The organism is Micromonospora sp. SH-82, assembly GCF_051132485.1.
Taxonomy (GTDB): Bacteria; Actinomycetota; Actinomycetes; order Mycobacteriales; family Micromonosporaceae; genus Micromonospora.
This window is the reverse complement of sequence record NZ_CP148049.1, coordinates 3,583,080-3,606,362: the sequence shown is the minus strand read 5'-3', so window position 1 is coordinate 3,606,362 and position 23,283 is coordinate 3,583,080. Positions and strand designations below refer to the sequence as shown.

Sequence of the window (23,283 nt, the reverse complement as noted above, 5' to 3'; positions counted from 1 at the left end):
CGTCGGCGGTCCGGGTACCCGCCACCGGCCCCCTCCGTCCTGCGCACCACCCGGCCGATCACGGACCTGGCCGGTGGCCTTCGACCCAGGGAGAGACATGTTCGACACCGGTGTGGGAACCCTGTCGCCCCGCCACCGCCGCCGAGGGTGGTCGGTGGTCCTGGTGGTGGCGACCACCCTGCTGGCCGCAGGAGTCACGGCCGTCGTCGCCGCCCCGGCCGCCTCCGCGGCCACCGTCGACACCACCGCCTGGTACGTCCTGCTCAACCGCAACAGCGGCAAGGCCCTCGACCTGTACAACTTCGCCACCGGCGACGGCGCCCGGATCACCCAGTGGACCCGGGGAACCGCGGCCAACCAACAGTGGCAGTTCGTCGACTCCGGCTCCGGCCACTACCGGCTGAAGTCCCGCCACTCCGGCAAGGTCCTCCAGGTCCAGAACTCCGCCACCACCGACGGGGCCGCGATCGTCCAATGGGGCGACAACAACGGCACCGCCCAACAGTTCCGCCTCGCCGACTCGACCGACGGGTACGTCCGGCTGATCAACCGCAACAGCAGCAAGACCCTGGAGGTCCAGAACGCCGCGACCACCGACGGTGCCAACATCGTGCAGTACGCCGACTGGAACGGCGCCAACCAGCAGTGGCAGCTGGTCCGGGTCGACGGCGCCACCCCCACCACCCCTCCCGGCAGCGGGCAGACGTTCACCAACCCGGTGGTGTGGCAGGACTTCGCCGACGGGGACATCATCCGGGTCGGTGACGCCTACTACTACTCGGCCTCGACCATGCACTACTCCCCCGGCGCCCCGATCCTGCGCTCCTACGACCTGGTGAACTGGGAGTACGCCGGCCACTCGGTGCCGAGGCTGGACTTCGACTCGGCCCGGTACGACATGAGCGGGGGCCGGGCCTACGTCAAGGGCATCTGGGCCTCCACCCTGAACCACCGGCCCCGCAACGGCACCTACTACTGGCTGGGCTGCGTGGAGTTCAACCGCTCCTACCTCTACACCGCCACGGCGGTGGACGGTACCTGGAGCAAGCGGGCGCAGCTGCCCTGCTACTACGACGCCGGGCTGCTCTTCGACACCGACGACACCCCGTACGTGGCCTACGGCAACGGCACCATCAGCGTCGCCCAGCTCTCCCCCGACCTGACCTCCCAGGTCCGGACGCAGCAGGTCTACCAGACCCCGTCGAGCATCGGCACCCTGGAGGGGGCCCGGATGTACAAGCGGGGCGGCTACTACTACATCTGGCTGACCCGACCCGCCAACGGCCAGTACGTGCTCCGCTCGACCAGCCCCTGGGGCCCGTACGAGCAGCGTCAGGTGCTGCTCGACCTGCCCGGTCCGATCTCCGGTGGCGGGGTGCCCCACCAGGGCGGGATCGTCCAGACCCAGAACGGTGCCTGGTACTACATGGCCTTCACCGACGCCTACCCCGGTGGACGGATGCCCACCCTGGCCCCGCTGAACTGGTCGGCCGACGGGTGGCCCAGCGTCCAGACCGTCAACGGCCGGTGGGGGGCCACCTACCCGAGGCCCGACATCACCACCACCCGGACCGTCGCCCCGATGACCGGGGCCGAGACCTTCCCCGGCCCCACCCTCGGCCACCGCTGGGAGTGGAACCACAACCCCGACACCAGCCGGTACGGCTTCGCCAACGGCCTGCGGTTGCAGACCGCGACGGTCACAGGTGACCTGTACTCGGCCCGCAACACCCTCACCCACCGGATCCAGGGTCCCACCTCCACCGCCACCATCGACCTGGACCACTCGGGCATGGCCGACGGGGACCGGGCCGGGCTCGCCATGCTCCGGGACTCCTCGGCCTGGATCGGCCTCAAGCGGGACAACGGGACGACCCGGGTGGTGACGACCACCGGCCTGACCATGGACAGCAACTGGAACACCACGGGCACCGGGGTCGAGTCGGCGAGCGCCGCCGTCTCGGGCACCCGGATCTGGCTACGGGTCAACGCCGACATCCGGCCCGGATCCGGCCGGCAGGCGCGCTTCTCGTACAGCACGGACGGGGTGAACTTCACGACCCTGGGGCCGGCATTCACGTTGAACAACGCCTGGCAGTTCTTCATGGGCTACCGGTTCGGGATCTTCAACTACGCCACCCGGTCCCTCGGCGGGGCGGTCACCGTCCGCCGATTCGACCTGACCACCCCCTGAGCTCGGTCCCACCTGGTTCCTCCGGCACCACCACCACCGAAAGGTCGAGACTCATGCCCCTGACCCGACGTGCCTTCACGCTGGGGGTGGTCGCCACCGGCGCGGCCACCGCCACCGGACTGACCCTCACCCCCGGGGCCGCCTCGGCCGCCACCTACACCGGGTACGTGATGACCTACTTCACCGAGTCCCCCAACTTCGTCGGGGCGGACTACGGCCTGCACCTGGCCGTCAGCCGCGACGGTCTGAACTGGACCCCGCTCAACCAGAACAACCCGGTGGTCACCCCCACCGCGGGCCAGCAGGGGTTGCGGGACCCCTTCGTCTTCCGCAAGCAGGACGGCACCTTCGTCGTGATCGCCACCGACCTGCGCGGCACCAACTTCGGTGCGGTCAGCCAGTACCTGCACGTGTGGGACTCGACGAACCTGACCAGCTTCACCGGGTACCGCCGACTGCGGATGCACACCCTGACCAACGCCCACACCTGGGCGCCCACCGTCTTCTGGGACGCCGCCCGGGGCCAGTACGGCATCGTCTACTCCTGCAACACCAGCAGCGGAGACGTCTTCCAGGTCAACTACACCTCCGACTTCCAGTCGGTCAGCTCCCCCCAGGTGTACTTCAACCCCGGATTCGGGATCCTGGACGGCGACATCGTGGTCGACGGCGGGACCACCTACCTGTACTACAAGAACCTCGCCAACGGGAACCTGTACGGAGCCCGCTCCTCGACCGGGGCTCCGAACAGCTTCACCACCTACACCTCAGCGCTGCGGCAGGGCGACGCCATGGAAGCCCCCCTGCTGGTCAAGCGCAACGACGGCAACGGCTGGTACCTGTGGGGGGACTCCTTCATCCCGGTCAACGCCGACTACTACGCCTGGTCCACCACCAACATCACCGCCAACGCCTGGTCGGTGCTCAACCAGCGGGACTACACCCCGCCGTTGAACGCCAAGCACGGGTCGATCCTCGGCATCACCGAGGCCGAGTACGCCGGGGCGGTCAGCCGGTGGGGCACCCCGAACTGGGTACGGCTCAAGTCCTCCAACTTCCCCGACCGGTACGTACGCCACCTCGACGGGGTGGGGCGGCTCGACGCGTACCCCTTCGACCCGTACCAGGACCAGATGTGGCGGATGGTGCCCGGGTTGGCCGACTCCGCCGGGGTGTCCTTCGAGTCGGTGAACCGGCCGGGGAGCTTCCTGCGGCACGTCGACTACGCCGTCCGGTTGGCGGCGAACAACAACACCGCCCAGTTCCGGGCGGACGCGACCTTCCACCGGACCCCCGGGTTGGCCGACTCCTCGTGGACCTCGTTGCGGTCCCACAACGTGCCCGACCGGTACCTGCGCCACGCGGGCTACCTGCTGCGCATCGACCCCCTGAGCGCCTCGTCCAGCGCCACCGACCGGCAGGACGCCACCTTCCGGATCACCCCGTAGCCCCACCCGATCCACCGGCAGGAGGAACACAGTGCGAAGAAGGAAGACCTGGCCGACAGCGATCCTGGCCGTCCTGACCCTGGCCCTGGCCGGCACCCTCGTCGACGGGGCCGTCGCCCCCCGCCCGGCCGAGGCGCTGAACAACGGGGTGGCCCGGACCCCACCGATGGGCTGGAACACCTGGAACACCTTCGGGTGCAACATCAACGAGACCCTCATCCGGCAGACCGCCGACGCGATGGTCAGCCAGGGCCTGCGGGACCTCGGCTACAAGTACGTCGTCGTGGACGACTGCTGGTTCAACCCGGACCGCGACGCCCAGGGCAACCTCCAGGCCCACCCCCAACGGTTCCCCAGCGGAATGAAGGCCCTCGGGGACTACCTGCACTCCCGGGGCCTGCTCTTCGGCATCTACCAGGGACCCCTGGACCAGACCTGCGCCCAGTACTTCGACTCGTTCCCCGGCTCCACCGGCAGCCTCGGGCACGAGCAGCAGGACGCCCGGCAGTTCGCCGCCTGGGGCGTGGACTACCTCAAGTACGACTGGTGCTCCCCCACCGGGACCATCAACGACCAGGTGGCGCGCTTCGGCATCATGCGGGACGCCCTCGCCGCCACCGGCCGGCCGATCGTGTACAGCATCAACTCCAACAGCATCCACGAGAAGACCGGGCCGCAGCGCAACTGGAGCGACGTGGCGAACCTCTGGCGGACCACCGAGGACATCACCAACGCGTGGAACACCGGCCAGACCAACGGGTACCCGATGGGCATCCAGAACATCGTCGACGTCAACGTGCCCCTGGCCGGGTACGCCGCCCCCGGCGGGTTCAACGACCCGGACATGCTGGAGGTCGGCAACGGGGGCATGACCGACACCGAGATGCGCAGCCACTTCGCCCTCTGGTCGATGATGGCGGCCCCCCTGATGATGGGCAACGACCTCCGTTCGGCGAGCGCCGCGACCCTGACCATCCTGCGCAACCAACAGCTCATCGCCATCAACCAGGACACCCTCGGCCGCCAGGCCGTCCAGGTCGCCGGGGACGCCACCCGGCGGGTCCTGGCCAAGCGGCTGGCGAACGGCGACGTGGCGGTGGCCCTGTTCAACCAGGGCAACGCCACCACCACCATCTCCACCACCGCGGCGGCGGTCGGCAAGACCGGTAGTTCCTTCACCCTGCGCGACGCCTGGACCAACACCACCTCCACCACCACCGGTGCCATCTCGGCGAGCGTCCCGGCGCACGGCACGGTGGTGTACCGGATCAGCGGCGGCGGCACCACCGACCCACCGACCCCCACCACCTTCCGGCTGCGCAGCGAGTCCGCCGGACGCTGCCTGGACCTGGACGACTCCAACACCGCCAACGGCACCGCAGCACTGGTCTGGGACTGCCACGGCAACCCCAACCAGCAGATCACCCAGAGCGGTCAGAGCCTGCGGATCCTCGGCAAGTGCCTGGAGGTCCCGACCAACGCGGCCAACGGGACCCGGGTCCGGATCTGGGACTGCAACGGCGGCACCCACCAGCAGTGGACCCTCAACGGCAACGGCACCGTCGGGAACGTCCGCTTCCCGAACCTCTGCCTGGACGTCGACAACGGGGGCACCGCCAACGGCACTGCGGTGATCGTCTGGTCCTGCCACGGCAACGCCAACCAGCGCTGGAGCCGGGCGTGAACCCCCGTAGCCGGCGCCGCGCACACCCGACCGAGGACGTGATCCGATGATGAGACGACGACGTGTCGTCGGCCCGCTGGCCACCGCCGCGCTCCTGCTGGTGACGATGGTCGGCACCGTGCTGGCCCGTACCGACGCCGCCCCGGCCGCCGCCGACGCCGCCCCGGCCGCCGCGGACGTCGGCACCCTGGCCGCCAGCCCCGGCTGCGGTAGGAACCCGACCCTGACCAGCGGAACCCGCACCATCACCAGCAACGGCAGGAGCCGCAGCTACATCCTGCGCATCCCGGAGGGCTACCAGAACTCCAACCCGTACCGGATCGTCTTCGGCTTCCACTGGCGCGGCGGCACCGCCGTCGACGTGGACACCGGGCAGACCGTGCAGCGGGACGTGTGGTCGTACTACGGGCTGCGTCGGCTGGCGAACGACAGCACCATCTTCGTGGCCCCCCAGGGGATCGACAACGGCTGGGTGAACACCGGCGGTCAGGACGTCACCTTCGTCGACGACATGCTCCGACAGATCGAGAACGACCTCTGCGTGGACACCGCCCAACGCTTCGCCCTCGGCTTCAGCTGGGGCGGGGGCATGAGCTATGCGGTGGCCTGCGCCCGACCGGACGTCTTCCGGGCGGTAGCGGTCTACGCCGGTGGACAGATCAGCGGGTGCAGCGGCGGCAACGGACGGATCGCCTACTTCGGGGCCCACGGCATTCGCGACAACGTCCTCGGCATCTCCGGGGGCCGCACCCTGCGGGACCGGTTCGTCCGGAACAACGGCTGCACCGCCCAGAACCCGCCCGAGCCCGCCCAGGGCAGCCTGACCCACCGCAGCACCGCCTACTCCGGCTGCGCGGCCGGGTACCCCGTGGTGTGGGCCGCCTTCGACGAGGGGCACATCGCCGCGCCCCAGGACGGGGCCCCCGGGGACAGCGGTTCACGGACCTGGCTGCCGGCGGAGACCTGGCGCTTCTTCACCCAGTTCGGCGGCAGCAACCCCACCCCGAACCCGACCACCCCGCCGCCGACCCCGACCACTGCGCCACCCACCGGCGGGGGTGCCTGCCGGGTGGCCGCCACGGTCAACTCCTGGAACACCGGCCTGACCGCGGACCTCACCATCACCAACACCGGCACCACCTCGGTCAACGGCTGGACCCTCGGCTTCACCCTGCCCGGCGGGCAGAGCATCACCTCCGGCTGGAACGCCACCTTCTCCCCCGCCTCCGGCCAGGTGACCGCCCGCAACGTCGGCTACAACGCCGCCATCGCCCCCGGAGCCTCCGTCGGCATCGGGTTCCAGGCCAACCACAACGGCAACACCGCCAAGCCCACCGCCTTCACCCTCAACGGCGCCACCTGCACCACCGCCTGACCACGACCGGTGCCCGGGGGCGGTCTCCTCGCACCCCGGGCACCGGCCCAGGTCCACCCGTCCCGTCCCCGGTCCGGAGGTCCCCATGTCACCACACCCGCTGAGCCGTCGCCGTCTCATCCAGGCCGCCGCCGGTGGCGCCCTGCTGTCGACCACCGGCGGCACCCTGGTCGGGGTGACCCCGGCGACGGCAGCCGTCCTTCCCCCGGCCCGACCCGACCTCGGGGTCTCCGCCCACCCCTTCGACCTGGGTCAGGTACGCCTCACCGCCGGACGGTTCCTGGACAACCAGAACCGCACCCTGAACTACCTCCGGTTCGTCGACACCGAGCGGCTGCTGTACAACTTCCGGGCCAACCACCGGCTCTCCACCAACGGGGCGACCCCGAACGGGGGATGGGACGCCCCCACCTTCCCCTTCCGCACCCACGTACAGGGGCACTTCCTCACCGCCTGGGCCCAGGCGTACGCGGTGCTCGGCGACACCGTCTGCCGGGACAGGGCCAACCGCATGGTCGCCGAGTTGGCCCGGTGCCAGGCCAACAACCCGGCCGCCGGATTCGGCACCGGTTACCTCTCCGGTTTCCCGGAGTCGGAGTTCACCGCCCTGGAGAACCGCACCCTCAGCAACGGCAACGTGCCCTACTACTGCATCGACAAGACCCTGGTCGGTCTGCTGGACGTGTGGCGGTACCTCGGCAACACCCAGGCCCGGACGGTCCTGCTGGCGTTGGCCGGGTGGGTGGACGCCCGTACCGCCCGGCTCACGACCAGCCAGATGCAGGCCATGCTGGGTACCGAGTTCGGCGGGATGAACGCCGTCCTGACCGACATCTACCAGCAGACCGGGGACTCCCGCTGGCTCGCCACCGCCCAACGGTTCGACCACGCCGCCGTGTTCAACCCCCTGGCCGCCAACACCGACCAGCTCAACGGGCTGCACGCGAACACCCAGGTACCCAAGTGGATCGGGGCCGCCCGGGAGTACAAGGCGACAGGCACCACCCGATACCGGGACATCGCCGCCAACGCCTGGACGATGACCGTCAACGCCCACACCTACGCCGTCGGCGGCAACAGTCAGGCTGAGCACTTCCGACCCCCGAACGCCATCGCCGGCTACCTCACCAACGACACCTGCGAGCACTGCAACACCCACAACATGCTCCGGCTGACCCGGGAGCTGTGGCTGATCGACCCCAACCGGGTCCCCTACGTCGACTACTACGAACGCGCCCTGCTCAACCACGTCGTCGGTGCCCAGAACCCGGCCGACCCGCACGGCCACGTCACCTACTTCACCCCCCTGCGGCCCGGTGGCCGACGCGGGGTGGGCCCGGCCTGGGGCGGAGGCACCTGGAGCACCGACTACGCCTCCTTCTGGTGCTGCCAGGGCACCGGCATCGAGGCCAACACCAAGTTGATGGACTCCATCTACTTCCACAACGGCGACACCCTGACGGTGAACCTCTTCGTCCCCTCGGTGCTGACCTGGTCCCAGCGGGGCATCACCGTCACCCAGACCACCAGCTACCCGGTCGGGGACACCACCACCCTGACCCTGGGCGGCTCCATGAGCGGGTCCTGGGGCATCCGGGTCCGGATCCCCGCCTGGACCTCCGGGGCCACCCTCACCGTCAACGGCCAGGTGCAGAACGTCGCCGCCACCCCCGGCAGCTACGCCACCCTCACCCGGACCTGGGCCGCCGGGGACACCCTCACCGTCCGGCTCCCCATGCGGGTGATCATGCAGGCCGCCAACGACAACCCCGCCGTCCAGGCCGTCACCTACGGGCCGGCGGTGCTCGCCGGAAACTACGGCAACACCACACTGACCGCCCTGCCGGCCCTGACCGTCGCCTCGATCACCCGGACCAGCGGCACCGCCCTGGCCTTCACCGCCACCGCCAACGGGGACACGGTCCCCCTCGGCCCGTTCCACGAGGCCCACGGGTTCAACTACACGGTGTACTGGAACACCGGCGGGTCGGCCGGGGCCACCTACAAGCTGACAAACGCCGCCACCGGTCTGGTCCTCGGGGTGCAGGACATGTCCACCGCCGACGGTGGGCTCGCCGTGCTCTGGGGGGACACCGGCACCGCCGACCACCGCTGGGTGACGGTGCCCGACGGGAGCGCGGTCCGGTTCCGCAACGTCAACAGCGGCAAGGTGCTGGGCGTCCAGGACATGTCCACCGCCGACAACGCCCGGGTCCTCCAGTGGTCCGACACCGGCACCGCCGACCACCGGTGGACCCTGCTGGACAACGGCGACGGCACCCACCGGATCCGCAACGTGCACAGCGGGAAGGTGCTCGGGGTGCTGGGCGCCAGCACCGCCTGGGGTGCCCAGGCCGTCCAGACCTCCGACGACGGCAGCCCCGACAACCGGTGGCGGCTGGTCCGCCTCACCTGAGCCCGGGGGCGGTCAGGTGCGGGGACGCAGGACGTAGCCGGTGTAGCCGTAGTCCCGGCCGTGGGCCGCGCGCAGCTCGATCTCCTCCCCCACGGCGGCGAGCAGCTCCGCCGGTGTCCCCTCCCGGCGTAGCTGCTCGATCCGGTCGGCCAGGGGGCCGTAGTAGTCGTCCCAGTCGGAGTCGGGCAGGAGGTAGCCGGCGCAGACGGTCCACCCGGCCCGCTGGGCGGCCTCGACGTTCCCGGCGGTGCTGCGCATCGCCGGGTACCCGGCCGTCCAGAACTCCCGGGCCGCCGGGGCGGGGTCCGGGGTCGTCCACTCCGCCTCGGTCAGGACCAGGACCCCGTTCGGGGTGAGCAGGGGCCGCCAGGCGGTCAGGGCGGCATCGAACCCCATGACGTACGCGGAGCCCTCGGCCCAGAGCAGGTCGACGGAGCCGGGGGCGACCGGCAACTGCGTCATCGAGGCGTTCACCGTGGTGACCCGGTCGGCGACCCCGGCCCGCCGGGCCCGCTCGGTGAGCGCCTGCAGGAAGGGCAGGTGCAGGTCGACCCCGGTGACCCGGCCGCCGGTGAGCTGGGTCAGGAGCACCGTGGCCGGGCCGGTGCCGCAGCCCACGTCGAGAACGGTGGGGGCCTCGGGAAGGGCGCCGGCGAGCCGCAGGAGGAGCCGGGTGGTCTCCTCGGACCCGGGCGCCTCGCGGGGCAGGTCGTGGTGGGCTCGCCAGAACACCTCGGTCAGCTCGGTCACGGCGGTCAGGCTGGCACGGCTGCGTGCCGGGGCGCAACGCGGTTGCTCGGACGGTCGGCAGGCGGCCCGATCGGATCGCCGGGAAACTGCGGGAACCAGACCGCAGTGGCATCCGACCAGAAGTTTGTGAGGAGCCGCGGCGACGTCGCGGCACCATCCCCTGAAAGGTAGTCCCACGATGAGCCAGTCACGTCGCCGCGTCGCCCGGGTCGGTGCGGTCGGAGTCTTCGTCGCCGCCTCGGTCGCCCTGGCCGCGGCCCCGGCCGCCGCCCACGTCGGGGTCACCCCCTCGGTCACCACCGCGAACGCCTACACGGTGCTGACCTTCGGGGTACCGCACGGCTGCGACGCCTCCGCCACCACCAAGGTCTCCATCAAGATGCCCGACCAGATCGTCTCGGTCACCCCGACCGTGAATCCGAACTGGACCGTGGAGAAGGTCACGACGGCCCTGACCCCGCCGGTCAAGGACAGTCACGGCAACGAGATCACCCAGCGGGTCTCCGAGGTGGTCTACACCGCGAAGACCCCTCTGCCGAGCGACCTGCGGGACACTTTCGAGCTGTCCCTGAAGCTGCCGGACGCCGCCGGTGAGACCCTGGTCTTCCCCACGGTCCAGACCTGCGAGCAGGGTGAGGCCGCCTGGGTGGAGGTCGCCGCCGAGGGCCAGGACGCCGACGCCCTGGACTACCCGGCACCGAAGTTCACCCTGACCGCGCCGGCCGGGAACGCCGACGGCGCGGTGCAGCCCGCCGCCCAGCAGGTGAGCCAGGACTCCGAGGATTCCGCCAGCGGCGGTACCGGGGTGGTCGGCTGGATCGCCCTGGTCCTCGGCGCCCTCGGCCTGGGGTTGGGCGGGTTGGCGCTGGCGCGTACCCGCAAGGCTGCCTGACGCCCGATGGCGCAGGTGAGGTCGCGCAGCGTCGCGGCGGCGCGCTCCGGGTCGGGCCGGTGGGCTCGGTGGACGGTGTCCACCGTGCTCGCCGGCCTGCTCGGCCTGCTGGCCGCTCTCATTCCGGCGGCACCGGCCGCCGCCCACGCCGTCCTGCTGGGCACCGACCCGACCGACGGTGCGGTGCTGGCGACCACCCCGGAGCAGGTCACCCTGACCTTCAACGAGCCGGTCTCGGTACGCCCCGGCGGGGTCCGGCTGCTCGACGCCGCCGGTACGGAGGTCTCCGCCGACGCACGTTCGGTGGACACGACGGTGGTCCTCAGCGTCCCACCGGACCTGGCCGAGGGCACCTACATCGTGACCTTCCGGGTCATCTCGGCCGACAGCCACCCGGTCTCCGGAGGCCTGAGCTTCGCCGTCGGGGCCCCGAGCGACAGCGCTGTGGTACCCGTGCCGGAGAACCGGCCGACCGTCGCCCTGGACGTCACCCGGCAGGCCGCTGAGGGGATCTCCTACCTCGGCCTGCTGGTCAGCGCGGGGCTGGTGGTCTTCCTGCTCGTCCTGTTGCGCGGCGAGGCGCCCCTGCTGCGGCGGCGACTGCTGCGGATCGCCGGAGTCGCCGCGGGCGTGACCCTGCTGGCCCGGCTGCTCCTGGTACCGACGGTCCCGGCCTGGCAGGAGGGCCGGGGCCTGGGCGGCCTGGTAGACGGTGCCCTGTGGCGGGCCGGCCTCACCTCGGAGGAGGCCCTGAGTTCCCTGTTGGTGGTCCTCGGACTGGCCGTCGCCCTGGGGTCCGCTGCCACCGGGAGGACGGTGCTGACCGCCCCGGCCTTCGCCGGGGTCGCCCTCGCCTGGGGGGCGGTCGCCCTGGTCGGGCACACCCGCACCTACGGGCCGGGGTGGCTGGTCGTCGCGGCCGACATCCTGCACGTGGCCACGGCAGGGGTGTGGCTGGGCGGGTTGGTGGCGCTCAGCTGGACCCTGGCCCGCTCGGCCGACCTGCCGCCCGGGGCGGCGGCACGTACCGTGTCGGCCTTCTCCCGGGCCGCCGCCGTGCTGGTCGCCCTGCTCGGTGTCGCCGGGGCGCTGCTGGGGTGGCGCATCCTGGGCTCGGTGGAGGCGCTCACCGGCACGGCGTACGGAGTGGCCCTGCTCGCCAAGGTCGGCCTGACCCTGGTGGTACTCACCCTCGCCGCGCACAACCGGTTCCGGCTGGTGCCCCGGGTGTCGGCGACCGAGAGCGAGGTGGACGCCTCGACTGCGTGGCGACTGCTACGACGCAGTGTCCGCTTCGAGGCAGGACTGCTCGTCGCAGTCGTCGCCGCCACCGGTTTCCTGGTCACCCAGAGCCCGGTCGTCGAGCCGACCAAACGACCCGGGGCGTCGGCTCCGGCCGAGACCGGTCCGCTGTCCGTCGAGGTGCCGCTGGGGCAGGGACGGATCCTGGCCCGGCTCACCCCGGGCCGGACCGGAGTCAACGCGATGGAGCTGGAACTTCTCGACGCCGCCGGTCAGCCCGTGGTCCCGGTCGCCGAACCCCGGCTGACGGTGACGTTGCCGGCGATGGAGGTGGGTCCGTTGGAGCGGTCCCTGGCGAACACCGGTCCGGGCCGGTACGAGGCCTCGATCGACCTGCCCCTCGCCGGGTCCTGGGTGGTCCAGGTGAGCGTACGGACGTCCAAGTACGACAATCCGGTGGCCCGGTTCGAGGTGGAGATCGAATGAGTACGGTCCAGTGGCTCAGGACGGTGGGTGCGGCGGTGGCCGGAGTGCTCGCCTGCCTGGTGGTGGGGGCCGGCCCTGCCGCCGCCCACGTCGAGGTGACCGGGGCGCAGCCCAACGGGGACGGCTCCGCCACGTTGACCTTCGCCTTCGACCACAGCTGTGACGGATCGCCCACAACGGAGCTGGTGGTGGCCCTGCCGGAGGGGGTGACGGTGACCGACACCGTCGCACCTTCGGGCTGGTCGGGGTCGGTCACCGGCAACCGGGTCACCTTCGCCGGGCCAGGTCTGGAGACCGCCGAGGTGGGGGTGACGGCCCGCCTCGTGGGGCGGCCGGGTGACACCCTGCAGTTCCCGGTGCTGCAACGCTGCGCCGACGGCGGCTCGTACGACTGGATCGACCTGACGGCCGACAGTGACCATCCGGCACCCCGGTTGGTGGCCACCGCAGCCGTCCTGGCCGCCCCGCCCGAGCCGGAGGGGGTCTCCGCCGCCGACGGTGCGAGCCCGGGGCAGGGTGGCGGAGCATCGCTGGGCCAGGCCCTGTCCGTGCTCGCCGGATTCGTGGTCCTCGCTGCTGGTGGAGGTTTCGTGCTCACCCGCCACCGGCTACGGCGCACCCCCTGACGGCTGCCCGGGGTGTCCCTGCGACGGATACCCCAGGCAGTCGCCGGAGGACGGGACCCGCGTCGGAAGACCGCGAAACTATCGATCTTAGATATTGACAGACACCCATGTGAACGAGAACATCGATGTGTTACAGGCGTGTGAATCAGATCTGGGCGGCACCGTCGCGGGCCTGCTCGACACCCTTGCACCGTCCGCACGACGCGTGTCGATACGTTCACAGCACCGCGACCACGGGCGCCCTCCGGCTCGTGCGGTCCCGCGCACACCGGCGAGACAGAGGAGGGTCATGCACCTCTCACAGGGGTCACTCCGAACCGGTGCACGGTGGCGCGGCCGACGGCTGACCGCCGCCGTCGTCGCAGCGGTCGTGGGCGCCGGCGTCCTGGCGGCACCCGCCGCGTACGCGGCGACCGTCGACACCAACGGCACCTACGTGATGATCAACCGACACAGCGGCAAAGCCATCGACGTCCACGAGTGGTCCACCGCCGACAGCGCACCCGTCAACCAATGGACCCGCAACGACCTCGCCGTCCAGCAGTGGCAGTTCCTCGACGCCGGGAACGGCCACTACAAGATCCGCTCCCGACACAGCGGCAAGGTCCTCGACCTCCCCGGCACCACAGACGGAACCCGACTCGTCCAGAACACCGACACCGGAACCACCACCCAACACTTCCGCCTCCAGGACTCCCCCGGCGGCCACGTCCGCCTCGTCAACCGACACAGCAACAAAGTCGTCGACCTCTGGAACTGGTCCACCACCGACGGCGCCACCCTCGCCGCCTACCAGAACCTCGACGCCACCAACCAACAGTGGCAACTCGTCCGCATCGACACCGGCAACCCGCCGCGGACCTTCGTCAACCCGATCAAGCGCAACGGCCCGGACCCCTGGCTGACCCAGCACAACGGCTTCTACTACCTGGCCACCACCACCTGGAACTCGACGATCACCATGCGCCGCTCGGCCACCCTGGGTGGCCTGGCCACCGCCCCCGAACAGGTGATCTTCAACCTGGCGGGGCGCCCGAACGGCTGCTGCAACATGTGGGCCCCCGAGTTCCACCTGATCAACGGCCCCAACGGCCCCCGCTGGTACTTCTACTACACGGCCGGGCAGAACGTCGCCGACTTCAACCCGACCCAGCGGCTGCACGTCCTGGAGAGCGCCGGCACCGACCCGATGGGTCCGTACACCTTCAAGGCCGACCTCGGGGCCGACTGGCAGCTCGACGCCAGCATCCTCACGGTCAACAACCGGCTGTACCTGCTGGGCACCTACAACGCCGGTGGCAGTTACGGGCAGAGCCTCTTCATCACACCGATGAGCAACCCCTGGACCCTGTCGGGGAGCCGGGTCCGGCTCAGCTCCCCCACCCTGGCCTGGGAGCGGCAGACCCACCCGGTGGCCGAGGGCCCCGAGCCGCTGTACCGCAACGGGCGGACGATGATCGTCTATTCGGCGAGTGCCTGCTGGGGCCCGGACTACAAGCTGGGCCTGCTCACCCTCACCGGCAGCGACCCGCTCAACCCGGCCCACTGGACGAAGAGGTCGGAGCCGGTGTTCCAGCGCAGTGACGCCAACGGGGTCTTCGCCCCGGGACACAACGGCTTCTTCAAGTCCCCCGACGGCACCGAGGACTGGATCGTCTACCACGCCAACGACTCGGCCGGCGGGGGCTGCGACATGAACCGGTCCACCCGGGCCCAGAAGTTCACCTGGAACGCCGACGGCAGCCCCAACTTCGGTACCCCGGTCCGGCTCGGTACCGCCCTCCCGGTGCCCTCCGGCGAGTAGGGCACCCCCATCCGGTCAGCGGTGCCCGCAGGCCACGACCGACGACAGACAGCCGAGGACAGCTCATGACGAGAACACAGACAAGACCCCGGGCCGGCGCACGGTGGCGTGGGTGGCGGCTGGCCGCCACCGCCGTCGCCGCGACGGTGCTGGGCACCGGCCTCCTGGTGGTATCCGAGGCCGAGGCGGCGACCGTCGACCCGGGCAGCAGCTACGTGCTGGTGAACCGGCACAGCGGCAAGGCGATGGACCTCCAGGGGTGGTCCACCGCCGACAACGCGCCGGTCAACCAGTGGACCCGCAACGACCTCGCCGTCCAACAGTGGCAGTTCCTCGACGCCGGAAACGGCCACTACAAGATCCGCTCCCGACACAGCGGCAAAGTCCTCGACCTCCCCGGCACCACCGACGGCACCCGACTCGTCCAGAACACCGACACCGGGGCCACCACCCAACACTTCCGCCTCCAGGACTCCCCCGGCGGCCACGTCCGCCTCGTCAACCGACACAGCAACAAAGTCGTCGACCTCTCCGGCTGGTCCACGGCCGACGGCGCATCCCTGGTCGCCTACCAGAACCTCGACGGCGCCAACCAACAGTGGCAGCTCATCCGGCTCGGAGCGGGAAACCCGCCCACGGGCAACCCGCCGGCCGCGCACCCCCAGCCCAGCCGGGTCACCGGGGACACCGGGGTGCACGACCCGACGGTGGTCAAGCGCCCCGACAATGGCTACCTGCTGGCCCACACCGGCAACGGGGTCGCCCTGAAGACCTCCACCGACCGGATCGCCTGGCGCAACGCGGGGGCGGTGTTCCCCAACGGCGCCCCGTGGACCACCACCTACACGGGCGGGTCACGGAACCTGTGGGCGCCGGACCTGTCGTACCGCAACGGCCGTTACCTGTTGTACTACTCGGCCTCGACCTTCGGGTCGAACCGGTCGGCCATCTTCCTCGCCACCAGCACCACCGGGGCCTCGGGGAGCTGGACCAACGAGGGCCTGGTCATCGAGTCGCAGCCCGCCAACGACCACAACGCGATCGACCCCCACCTCGCCGTCGACGACCAGGGCCGGTGGTGGTTGAGCTTCGGATCCTTCTGGACCGGGATCAAGATGATCCAGATCGACCCGGCCACCGGTAAGCGACTCGGCACCACCCTGCACAGCCTGGCGAACTACGGCCCCGGCATCGAGGCGCCCGTCCTGGTGAAGCGGGGCTCGTGGTGGTACCTGTACGTCTCCTTCGACCACTGTTGCCAGGGGGCCGCCAGCACCTACCGGGTGATGGTGGGGCGCTCCACCACCCCCACCGGGCCCTTCCTGGACCGGGCCGGGCGGGACATGCGCTCCGGCGGCGGCACCCAGATCCTCGCCTCGCACGGCGGCATCAACGGCCCCGGTCACCAGGCGGTGCTCGCCGACACCGACGGGGACCACCTCTTCTACCACTACTACGCCGACAACGGCGTGTCCCTACTGGGGATCAACAGGCTCGGGTACGACGCCGCCGGCTGGCCCTACGTCCACTGACCGACCGACCACCCCGAGAGAAGTGTGCGGAAGGTCCCCAGCGCTCCGGATCGGGTCGCAGGGGCACCTTCCGCACCCGGAGGAGACGACATGCTGCCATCCGCTCCACCCCCCACCCGGGCCACCGAGGGCACCGGCCCTCCGGCGCGCGCCGGTCTGCGGTCGATGCTGGCCGGGATCCTGGTGGTCCTCGCCGTCGCGGCCGGACTACCGGCGGCCGGACCCGCCCAGGCCGCCCCGGCGGTGAACTACTCCAACCCGCTGGTCAACCAGCGGGCCGACCCGCACATCGTCAAGCACACCGACGGCTACTACTATCTGACGGCGACCGTGCCGCAGTACGACCGGATCGTGTTGCGCCGCGCGACCACGCTGGCCGGGCTCGCCACGGCACCGGAGACGACGATCTGGCGTCGCCACACCAGCGGGGAGATGGCCGCCCACATCTGGGCGCCCGAGATCCACTTCATAAACGGCAAGTGGTACGTCTACTTCGCCGCCGGTCGCAGCGACGACATCTGGCGGATCCGGATGTACGTCCTGGAGACCACCGCCGCCAACCCGCTGACCGGATCCTGGACCGAACGCGGCCGGATCACCACCCCCTGGGACACCTTCAGCCTGGACGCCTCCACCTTCGTCGCCAACGGGGTCCGGTACCTGACCTGGGCCCAGCAGGAGCCCGGCATCGCCACCAACACCAACGTCTACCTCGCCCGGATGGGGGCCAACCCCTGGCAGATCACCGGAACGGTGACCCGGCTGGTGACACCGACCCTGGACTGGGAGACCCGGGGGTTCAAGGTGGCCGAGGGCCCGACGGTGATCCAACGCAACGGACGGATCTTCCTGACCTACTCGGCGAGCGCCACCGACGCCAACTACTGCCTGGGGATGCTGACCGCCTCCCTGAGCGCGAACCTGCTCGACCCGGCCGCCTGGAGCAAGAGCCCCACCCCGGTCTTCGCCAGCAACGCCGCCACCGGCCAGTGGGGACCCGGGCACAACTCCTTCACCGTCTCCGAGGACGGGCAGAGCGACATCCTCGTCTACCACGACCGCAACTACCGGGACATCACCGGTGACCCCCTGAACGACCCCAACCGGCGTACCCGGATCCAGAAGCTGTACTGGAACCCCGACGGCACCCCGAACTTCGGCATCCCGGTGCCCGACGGGGCCACCCCGGTACGGCTGCGCTCGCACGACCTGACCGCCGGCTACATCCGGCACTGGGACCACCGGGCGCGGGTCGAGTCGAACGTGACCAACCTGGCGGACTCGCAGTTCCGGATCGTGACCGGGCTGACCGGATCGGGGACCATCTCCCTGGAGTCGACCAACTTCCCCGGCTACTACCTGCGGCACCGGGGCTTCGCCCTCTACGTGGAGCGCGACGACGGGTCGGCGGTCTTCGACGGCGACGCCAGCTTCCACCGCCGGGCCGGTCTGGCCGCCAGCGCCGGGGTCTCCCTGGAGTCGCAGAACTTCCCAGGTCGGTACCTGCGGCACCGGGACGGGCTGCTGCACCTGGAGGCGGTGAGCAGCACCGCCGAACGGGCCAGCGCCACCTTCCATCTGGAATGACCACTGTGAAACGTTCCACCTGATCGGCCGCTGTGGCAGCATATCGATCAACATCTGTCCCGGCCCCGGCTTCGGTCGGGGTCGGGACAGGCCCGGACCACAGCACACCACCGCCGTTCATCAACCCGGTGACCACCGAGCCTCGCCCCGCGACACCGATGTCGTCAGCTCGCACCGGCCGAATCCCCTGCCCTGACCCGTCCCGGTCAGTACATCCCTCAGGAGCAGCTTTGAAACGATTCACACTCGTGGCCACGGCCGCCGTCGCGGCGACCGTGCTCACCGCGACGGCGAGTTTCGCCTCCGTCGCCCTGACGACGAACAATCAGGCCGGACCGGCGGCGGTCGCCGGCGACGCCCAGGTGGCGCAGCAGGCCGCCCGCCGGATGGAGGCTCTCGGTCGGGGGGTGGTGGCGGTCCGCGCCAGCGCCAGCACCGTGCTGGTGAGCTGGCGTCTGCTGGGCCTGGACCCGGCGGGCATCGGCTTCAACGTGTACCGGTCCACCGCCGGCGGGGCGGAGGTGAAGCTGAACCCGAGCGCGCTGACCGGAGGCACCAACTTCGTCGACGCCACCGCCGACCCGGCCCGGGCCAACACCTACCGGGTCCGTCCGGTAGTCGGCGGTGCCGAGCAGGCCGCGAGCGGGGCCTTCACCCTGACCGCCAACCGGGCGGTGGAGCCGGTGGTCCGGGTCCCCCTGCGGGCCGGGGGGCCGGTCAAGTTCGTCTGGGTCGGTGACCTCGACGGGGACGGGGAGTACGACTACGTCCTGGACCGGCAGACCTCCCCCCAGAAGCTGGAGGCGTACCGCAGCAACGGCCAGTTCCTCTGGCAGGTCGACATGGGCCCGAACAGTACGAACCAGAACAACATCGAGGGCGGGTCGGCGACCGTCAACGTCGGCCACAACGACGGGGTCACCGTCTACGACCTGGACGGCGACGGCCGCTCCGAGGTGGCGGTCCGGATCGCCAACGGGGTCACCTTCGGCAACGGGGTCCGGTTCACCCAGAGCAACAACAACCACCAGTACGTGGCGATCCTCGACGGCCGCACCGGGGCCCCCCGGGCCACCGCCCAGATACCCACCGACTACCTCGCCGACGGGCCGATGTACGCCCGGTTCGGGGTGGGGCACCTCGACGGGGTCAACCCCAGCCTGGTGGCCTTCATGAAGAACCGGGTGGGCAACGGGGGCTTCAACCTGATGATGGCGGCCTGGCGGTTCACCGGCAGCGGCATCACCCAGCAGTGGAAGTGGCTGCGCGGCGGGCAGAACGCCCCCGACGGCCACAACACCCGCATCATCGACGTGGACGGGGACGGCCGGGACGAGGTCGCCGAGATCGGGTTCGTCCTCAACGGCAACGGCACCCTGCGGTACAGCCTGGCCGGTCAGGGCGTCGTGCACGGGGACCGGTTCCACATCGCCAAGATGGACCCGAGCCGCCCCGGCCTCCAGGGGTACGGGGTCCAGCAGGACAACCCCAACGGCCTGCGAGAGTACTACTACGACGCCGCCACCGGGCAGATGATCTGGCAGCACCGGGCCTCCGGGACCGCCGACGTGGGCCGGGGGATGGCCGGGGACATCGACCCCCGCCACCCCGGCATGGAGGTCTGGTCCTTCTCGGGGCTCTACAACGCCCCCACCGACCGGCTCGCCGAGCCGGACACCTCCAAGCGGCCCTGGCCCCACCTCGGTCTCTGGTGGGACGGGGACCTGACCATGGAGCTGCTCAACGACGGCAAGATCGAGAAGTGGAACCCGGCGAACCCGACCACCACCAACAGCGTGCCACGGCTGGTCGCCACCTGGAACCACGGTGCGGTCAACGCCAGCGGGGGACCGAACCCGACCTTTGTCGGGGACATCATGGGTGACTGGCGGGAGGAGGTGGTCTACACCAACGCCGCCTACGACGAGCTGGTCGTCTTCACCACCAACCAGCCCACCGCGACCCGGCTGTACACCCTCGCCCACAACCCCGCCTACCGCAACGCGATGACCCTCAAGGGGTACATGCAGTCCCACCACCTCGACTACTTCCTCGGCGCCGGCATGACCCCGCCGCCGCGACCGAACATCACGTACCCCACCACGGGTCCCACCGCCCCGCCGACGACCCCGCCGCCCACCACCGCTCCCCCGACGACTCCCCCACCGACCACCGGGGGATGCCGGGTCAACTACACCGCCGACAGCTGGAACACCGGCCTGACCGCGAACATCACAGTCACCAACACCGGCAGCACAGCCGTCGACGGGTGGTCGCTCGGCTTCACCCTCCCCGCCGGACAGGCCATCACCTCCGGCTGGAACGCCACCTACGCTCCCACCAGCGGGGCCGTCACCGCCCGCAACGTCTCCTACAACGCCACCATCGCCCCCGGGGCGTCGGTGGGCCTGGGCTACCAGGCCACCCACACCGGCAACCCGGCCCGACCCGGCTCCTTCACCCTCAACGGAACACCCTGCGGCATTTCGTAGGCGAACCCGGCCACCCGGCGGCACGCCGGGTGGCCGGGACCGACGGGTGTGCCGTCACGGGGACCCGTCCGGCCGGTTCGTCACCGGGACGACTTACGGACTCCCGGCAGTTCGCCCCGCAGTGCCATCTCCCGGAACCGGACCCGGGACAGCCCGAACCGGGTGAGGATCCCCCGTGGACGCCCGTCGACGAGGTCCCGGCTGCGCAGGCGTACCGGGCTGGAGTCGCGGGGCAGGCGGGCCAGCCGACCCACTGCCGCCACCCGTACGGTCGGGTCGGTGTCCGGGTGGGCGACGGCCCGCCTCAGCTCGGCGCGGTGGTCGGCGTATCGGGTGACGAGGGCCGCCCGGCGGGCCTGCCTGTTGACCAGGCTCGTACGCGCCACCTCAGCGCACCTCGCGGAACTCGACGTGCCGCCGGACGACCGGGTCGTACCGACGCAGGGTCAACCGGTCGGGGTCGTTGCGACGGTTCTTGCGGGTGACGTAGGTGTAACCGGTGCCGGCGGTGCTACGGAGGCGGACGATCGGCCGCAGTTCGGTCTGCCGGGCCATCAGATCCGGACCCCCCGCGCGCGCAGCTGCGCGACGACCGACTCGACGCCCCTGCGGTCCACCGTCTTCAGGGCCTTCGCGGTCAGGGTCAGACGCACCCAGCGCCGTTCGGTAGGCAGCCAGAAGCGGTGGCTCTGCACGTTGGGGTTCCACCGACGGCGGGTCCGCCGGTGCGAGTGGGACACGGCGTTGCCGAAGCTCGGCTCCGCCCCGGTGACGTCACAGCGTCGGGACACGGGTCACTCCTTCGATCAGTTCGTCGTAACGACAATCGTTTTCATTCTGACCCACCCCTCGCGCCGCCCCTCGCCGGGGGCCTGTCGCCGCACGTCAGGGATGTGCTTAGAATGAAAACCGTTTCCAACAAGCGTCGAGAGGACTGTGATGACGACGTCTCCGCTCGCCCCGGCCGACGCCCGTACCCCGGCGGCCGACATCCGCCCGTCGCTGACCGTGCTCAGCGGCTTCTGGCCGGCAGCGACGTACGCCGTCGCCCGAGGACTACTGGCGGCGGACCCGTCGCTCGTGCTGGTCCGACACGACCTCACCGGCCTCGGCGAGGGCACGGTGCAGCGGATCGTGCGCGACGCCGCGGGCCTGATCGAGGACGAACGGGTCGACCTGGACCACGGGTGCGTGTCCTGCACCCTCCGCGAGGACGTCCTGCCCACCCTCGCCCGGCTGGCCCGTACCCGGCCCGACCGGGACCTGCTGTTGATGCTGCCCGAGGTGGTCGAGCCCGAGGCCGTCGCCGCCGTGTGCGCCCACTGCCCCGTCGACGGCGCCCCGATCACCGACCTGCTGTCCGTCGACTCCTACGTCACGGTCGTCGACGCCGAGCACCTGCTCGACGGCCTGGCCAGCACCGACGACCTCGCGACCCTCGGCATCCAGACCGCCGCCGACGACGACCGAGGTCTCGCCGACGTCATCGTCCGACAGATCGAGTACGCCGACACCCTCGTCCTGTGGGGGCAGTCCCGCGACGGCGCGTACGACACCAGCCGACTGTCGGTCCTGCTGCACCGGATGACCCCCTGGGCCACCCAGGTACGCCTCGACGGCGACCTGGTCGACGCCGACGCGCTGACCCGGGCGCTGCGTGGCACCCGTCGGCACCGACCCGGCACCCCCGGCGTACTGGCCCGGGGACTGGAGGGGCACCTGCTCGGCGTCCACGAGCCGCACCCCGACTGCGGGGTGGTCTCGGTGGTGTTCCGGGCCCGCCGACCGTTCCATCCCCGACGGCTGCACGACGCACTCGAAGAGGTCAACGCCGAGGTCGTCCGTTCCCGGGGCCACCTCTGGCTGGCCAGCCAACCGGACACCGTCGTCGCCTGGGAGTTCGCCGGAGGCGGGCTGCGCCTCGGCTGCCTCGGCCGGTGGCTCGCCGCCCTCCCGGACGGGCACCGGGCGCGGGCCTCCGACCACCGTCGACTCGCCGCCGCGCTGACCTGGGACCCCTACTACGAGGACCGTCACCAGCACCTCGTCTTCGTCGGCGTGGACCTCGACCCCGCCGAGGTGCACCGCACCCTCGCCGACTGCCTGCTCACCGACGCCGAACTCGCCGACGGCGAGGCGACCTGGCGCACCTACGAGGACCCGTTCGACGACTGCTTCCCGCTCGCCGACCCGCTGTCCTGATCGCGGGTGTGGCCGTCGGCGGCCGGACCGTCGACGACCACACCCGGATCGGCACCTCCTCGCACCCCGTCCGGACCGGTGGGACCTCCGGCCCCGGACGGCAGATCAGGTCAGGGCCGCTGCCTGCGCAGGCCGACGATCTGCAACACGGCGAAGAGCCCGACAACGGCGGCCTGCATGACCATCCACACCCGGGCGATGGTCGACGCGCCGTCGAGTCCGACCACCGCGGCGACCAGACTGGCCACCACCCACACGGCGTTGACCACCACCACCGCCGTCGCACCGGCGCTGCTGACCACCGGCCTGGTGCCGACCACCCAGACCGCCGCGGCGAACACGGTCAGGAAGATCCCGATCCCGCGAAGCAGCCCGGTGGACATGTCGAAGAGGTCACCGAGCAGGGGCGCGGCCACGAGGTACGCGAGGCCGTTGAGCCCGGTGACGACGGCGTCGAGCTTCAACGCCAACCGGAGGAACTTCTCGGAGCTGTCTGCGAGGGTGCCACGACTCAGGGCGGCGGCTTGTTCAGTCATACCTCGACATTGACAGG

At 70.9% G+C, this 23,283-nt stretch carries 17 protein-coding genes and 2 pseudogenes; 14 read left to right on the top strand and 5 right to left on the bottom strand.

The features are described 5' to 3' along the window. Nucleotides 1–97 precede the first annotated feature (97 nt). From WHN02_RS16355 to WHN02_RS16335, 5 genes are all read left to right on the top strand, one after another. Complete coding sequence (locus tag WHN02_RS16355; RefSeq protein ID WP_434739609.1) at nucleotides 98–2,194, top strand: family 43 glycosylhydrolase; 2,097 nt, start codon at nucleotides 98–100, stop codon at nucleotides 2,192–2,194. A gap of 53 nt (nucleotides 2,195–2,247) precedes the next feature. Then, nucleotides 2,248–3,642 (top strand): AbfB domain-containing protein, encoded by a 1,395-nt coding sequence (locus WHN02_RS16350; protein ID WP_434739608.1) that lies wholly within the window; start codon nucleotides 2,248–2,250, stop codon nucleotides 3,640–3,642. 166 nt (nucleotides 3,643–3,808) lie between these two features. After that, entirely contained in the window at nucleotides 3,809–5,326 is a 1,518-nt protein-coding gene (locus WHN02_RS16345; protein WP_434743973.1) for a glycoside hydrolase family 27 protein, read from the top strand. Nucleotides 5,327–5,372: 46 nt separating this feature from the next. Then, nucleotides 5,373–6,701, top strand: a complete 1,329-nt coding sequence (locus tag WHN02_RS16340; RefSeq protein WP_434739607.1) for a cellulose binding domain-containing protein — start codon at nucleotides 5,373–5,375, stop codon at nucleotides 6,699–6,701. Between the two features lie 85 nt (nucleotides 6,702–6,786). Next, nucleotides 6,787–9,117: a beta-L-arabinofuranosidase domain-containing protein gene (locus WHN02_RS16335; RefSeq protein WP_434739606.1), complete on the top strand. Its 2,331-nt coding sequence runs from the start codon at nucleotides 6,787–6,789 to the stop codon at nucleotides 9,115–9,117. A 12-nt stretch (nucleotides 9,118–9,129) separates the two neighbouring features. Here WHN02_RS16335 and WHN02_RS16330 read toward each other — a convergent pair whose 3' ends face one another. Further along, nucleotides 9,130–9,867, bottom strand: a complete 738-nt coding sequence (locus WHN02_RS16330) for a class I SAM-dependent methyltransferase (RefSeq protein WP_434739605.1) — start codon at nucleotides 9,865–9,867, stop codon at nucleotides 9,130–9,132. A 178-nt stretch (nucleotides 9,868–10,045) separates the two neighbouring features. Between WHN02_RS16330 and WHN02_RS16325 the strand changes: the two genes are divergently transcribed. The 8 genes and pseudogenes from WHN02_RS16325 to WHN02_RS16290 all read left to right on the top strand — a co-directional run. Next, nucleotides 10,046–10,759 (top strand): YcnI family copper-binding membrane protein, encoded by a 714-nt coding sequence (locus WHN02_RS16325; RefSeq protein WP_434739604.1) that lies wholly within the window; start codon nucleotides 10,046–10,048, stop codon nucleotides 10,757–10,759. A gap of 15 nt (nucleotides 10,760–10,774) precedes the next feature. After that, nucleotides 10,775–12,487: a FixH family protein gene (locus WHN02_RS16320; RefSeq protein WP_434739603.1), complete on the top strand. Its 1,713-nt coding sequence runs from the start codon at nucleotides 10,775–10,777 to the stop codon at nucleotides 12,485–12,487. Beyond that, complete coding sequence (locus WHN02_RS16315) at nucleotides 12,484–13,113, top strand: DUF1775 domain-containing protein (protein WP_434739602.1); 630 nt, start codon at nucleotides 12,484–12,486, stop codon at nucleotides 13,111–13,113. Before WHN02_RS16320 ends, WHN02_RS16315 begins: the two co-directional genes overlap by 4 nt. Nucleotides 13,114–13,402: 289 nt before the next feature. Then, complete coding sequence (locus WHN02_RS16310) at nucleotides 13,403–14,917, top strand: family 43 glycosylhydrolase (RefSeq protein WP_434739601.1); 1,515 nt, start codon at nucleotides 13,403–13,405, stop codon at nucleotides 14,915–14,917. Between the two features lie 65 nt (nucleotides 14,918–14,982). After that, nucleotides 14,983–16,449 carry an RICIN domain-containing protein gene (locus WHN02_RS16305; RefSeq protein WP_434739600.1) on the top strand — a complete coding sequence of 489 codons (1,467 nt, stop codon included), beginning with the start codon at nucleotides 14,983–14,985 and terminating at the stop codon, nucleotides 16,447–16,449. A 90-nt stretch (nucleotides 16,450–16,539) separates the two neighbouring features. Beyond that, nucleotides 16,540–18,036: a family 43 glycosylhydrolase gene (locus WHN02_RS16300; protein WP_434739599.1), complete on the top strand. Its 1,497-nt coding sequence runs from the start codon at nucleotides 16,540–16,542 to the stop codon at nucleotides 18,034–18,036. Nucleotides 18,037–18,194: 158 nt separating this feature from the next. Beyond that, nucleotides 18,195–20,060: pseudogene (locus WHN02_RS16295) on the top strand (hypothetical protein); the annotation flags it as partial. Between the two features lie 36 nt (nucleotides 20,061–20,096). Continuing rightward, nucleotides 20,097–20,528: pseudogene (locus WHN02_RS16290) on the top strand (cellulose binding domain-containing protein); the annotation flags it as partial. 80 nt (nucleotides 20,529–20,608) lie between these two features. On the opposite strand, the gene rpsN reads toward WHN02_RS16290, so the two are convergent. Genes rpsN through rpmB form a run of 3 tightly spaced genes read right to left on the bottom strand, consistent with a single transcriptional unit; the run spans nucleotide 20,609 to nucleotide 21,319 of the window. After that, nucleotides 20,609–20,914, bottom strand: coding sequence for a 30S ribosomal protein S14 (gene rpsN / locus WHN02_RS16285; protein ID WP_434739598.1), 306 nt, complete (start codon nucleotides 20,912–20,914; stop codon nucleotides 20,609–20,611). A gap of 1 nt (nucleotide 20,915) precedes the next feature. Then, nucleotides 20,916–21,083 carry a 50S ribosomal protein L33 gene (gene rpmG, locus WHN02_RS16280; RefSeq protein ID WP_434739597.1) on the bottom strand — a complete coding sequence of 56 codons (168 nt, stop codon included), beginning with the start codon at nucleotides 21,081–21,083 and terminating at the stop codon, nucleotides 20,916–20,918. Next, nucleotides 21,083–21,319: a 50S ribosomal protein L28 gene (rpmB, locus tag WHN02_RS16275; RefSeq protein ID WP_434739596.1), complete on the bottom strand. Its 237-nt coding sequence runs from the start codon at nucleotides 21,317–21,319 to the stop codon at nucleotides 21,083–21,085. The genes rpmG and rpmB overlap by 1 nt, the downstream gene beginning before the upstream one ends. A 145-nt stretch (nucleotides 21,320–21,464) precedes the next feature. Here rpmB and WHN02_RS16270 point away from each other — a divergent pair, with 145 nt between their 5' ends. Then, nucleotides 21,465–22,730 (top strand): CobW family GTP-binding protein, encoded by a 1,266-nt coding sequence (locus WHN02_RS16270; RefSeq protein WP_434739595.1) that lies wholly within the window; start codon nucleotides 21,465–21,467, stop codon nucleotides 22,728–22,730. 110 nt (nucleotides 22,731–22,840) lie between these two features. Here WHN02_RS16270 and WHN02_RS16265 read toward each other — a convergent pair whose 3' ends face one another. Then, nucleotides 22,841–23,266 carry a hypothetical protein gene (locus WHN02_RS16265; RefSeq protein ID WP_434739594.1) on the bottom strand — a complete coding sequence of 142 codons (426 nt, stop codon included), beginning with the start codon at nucleotides 23,264–23,266 and terminating at the stop codon, nucleotides 22,841–22,843. Nucleotides 23,267–23,283 lie beyond the last annotated feature (17 nt).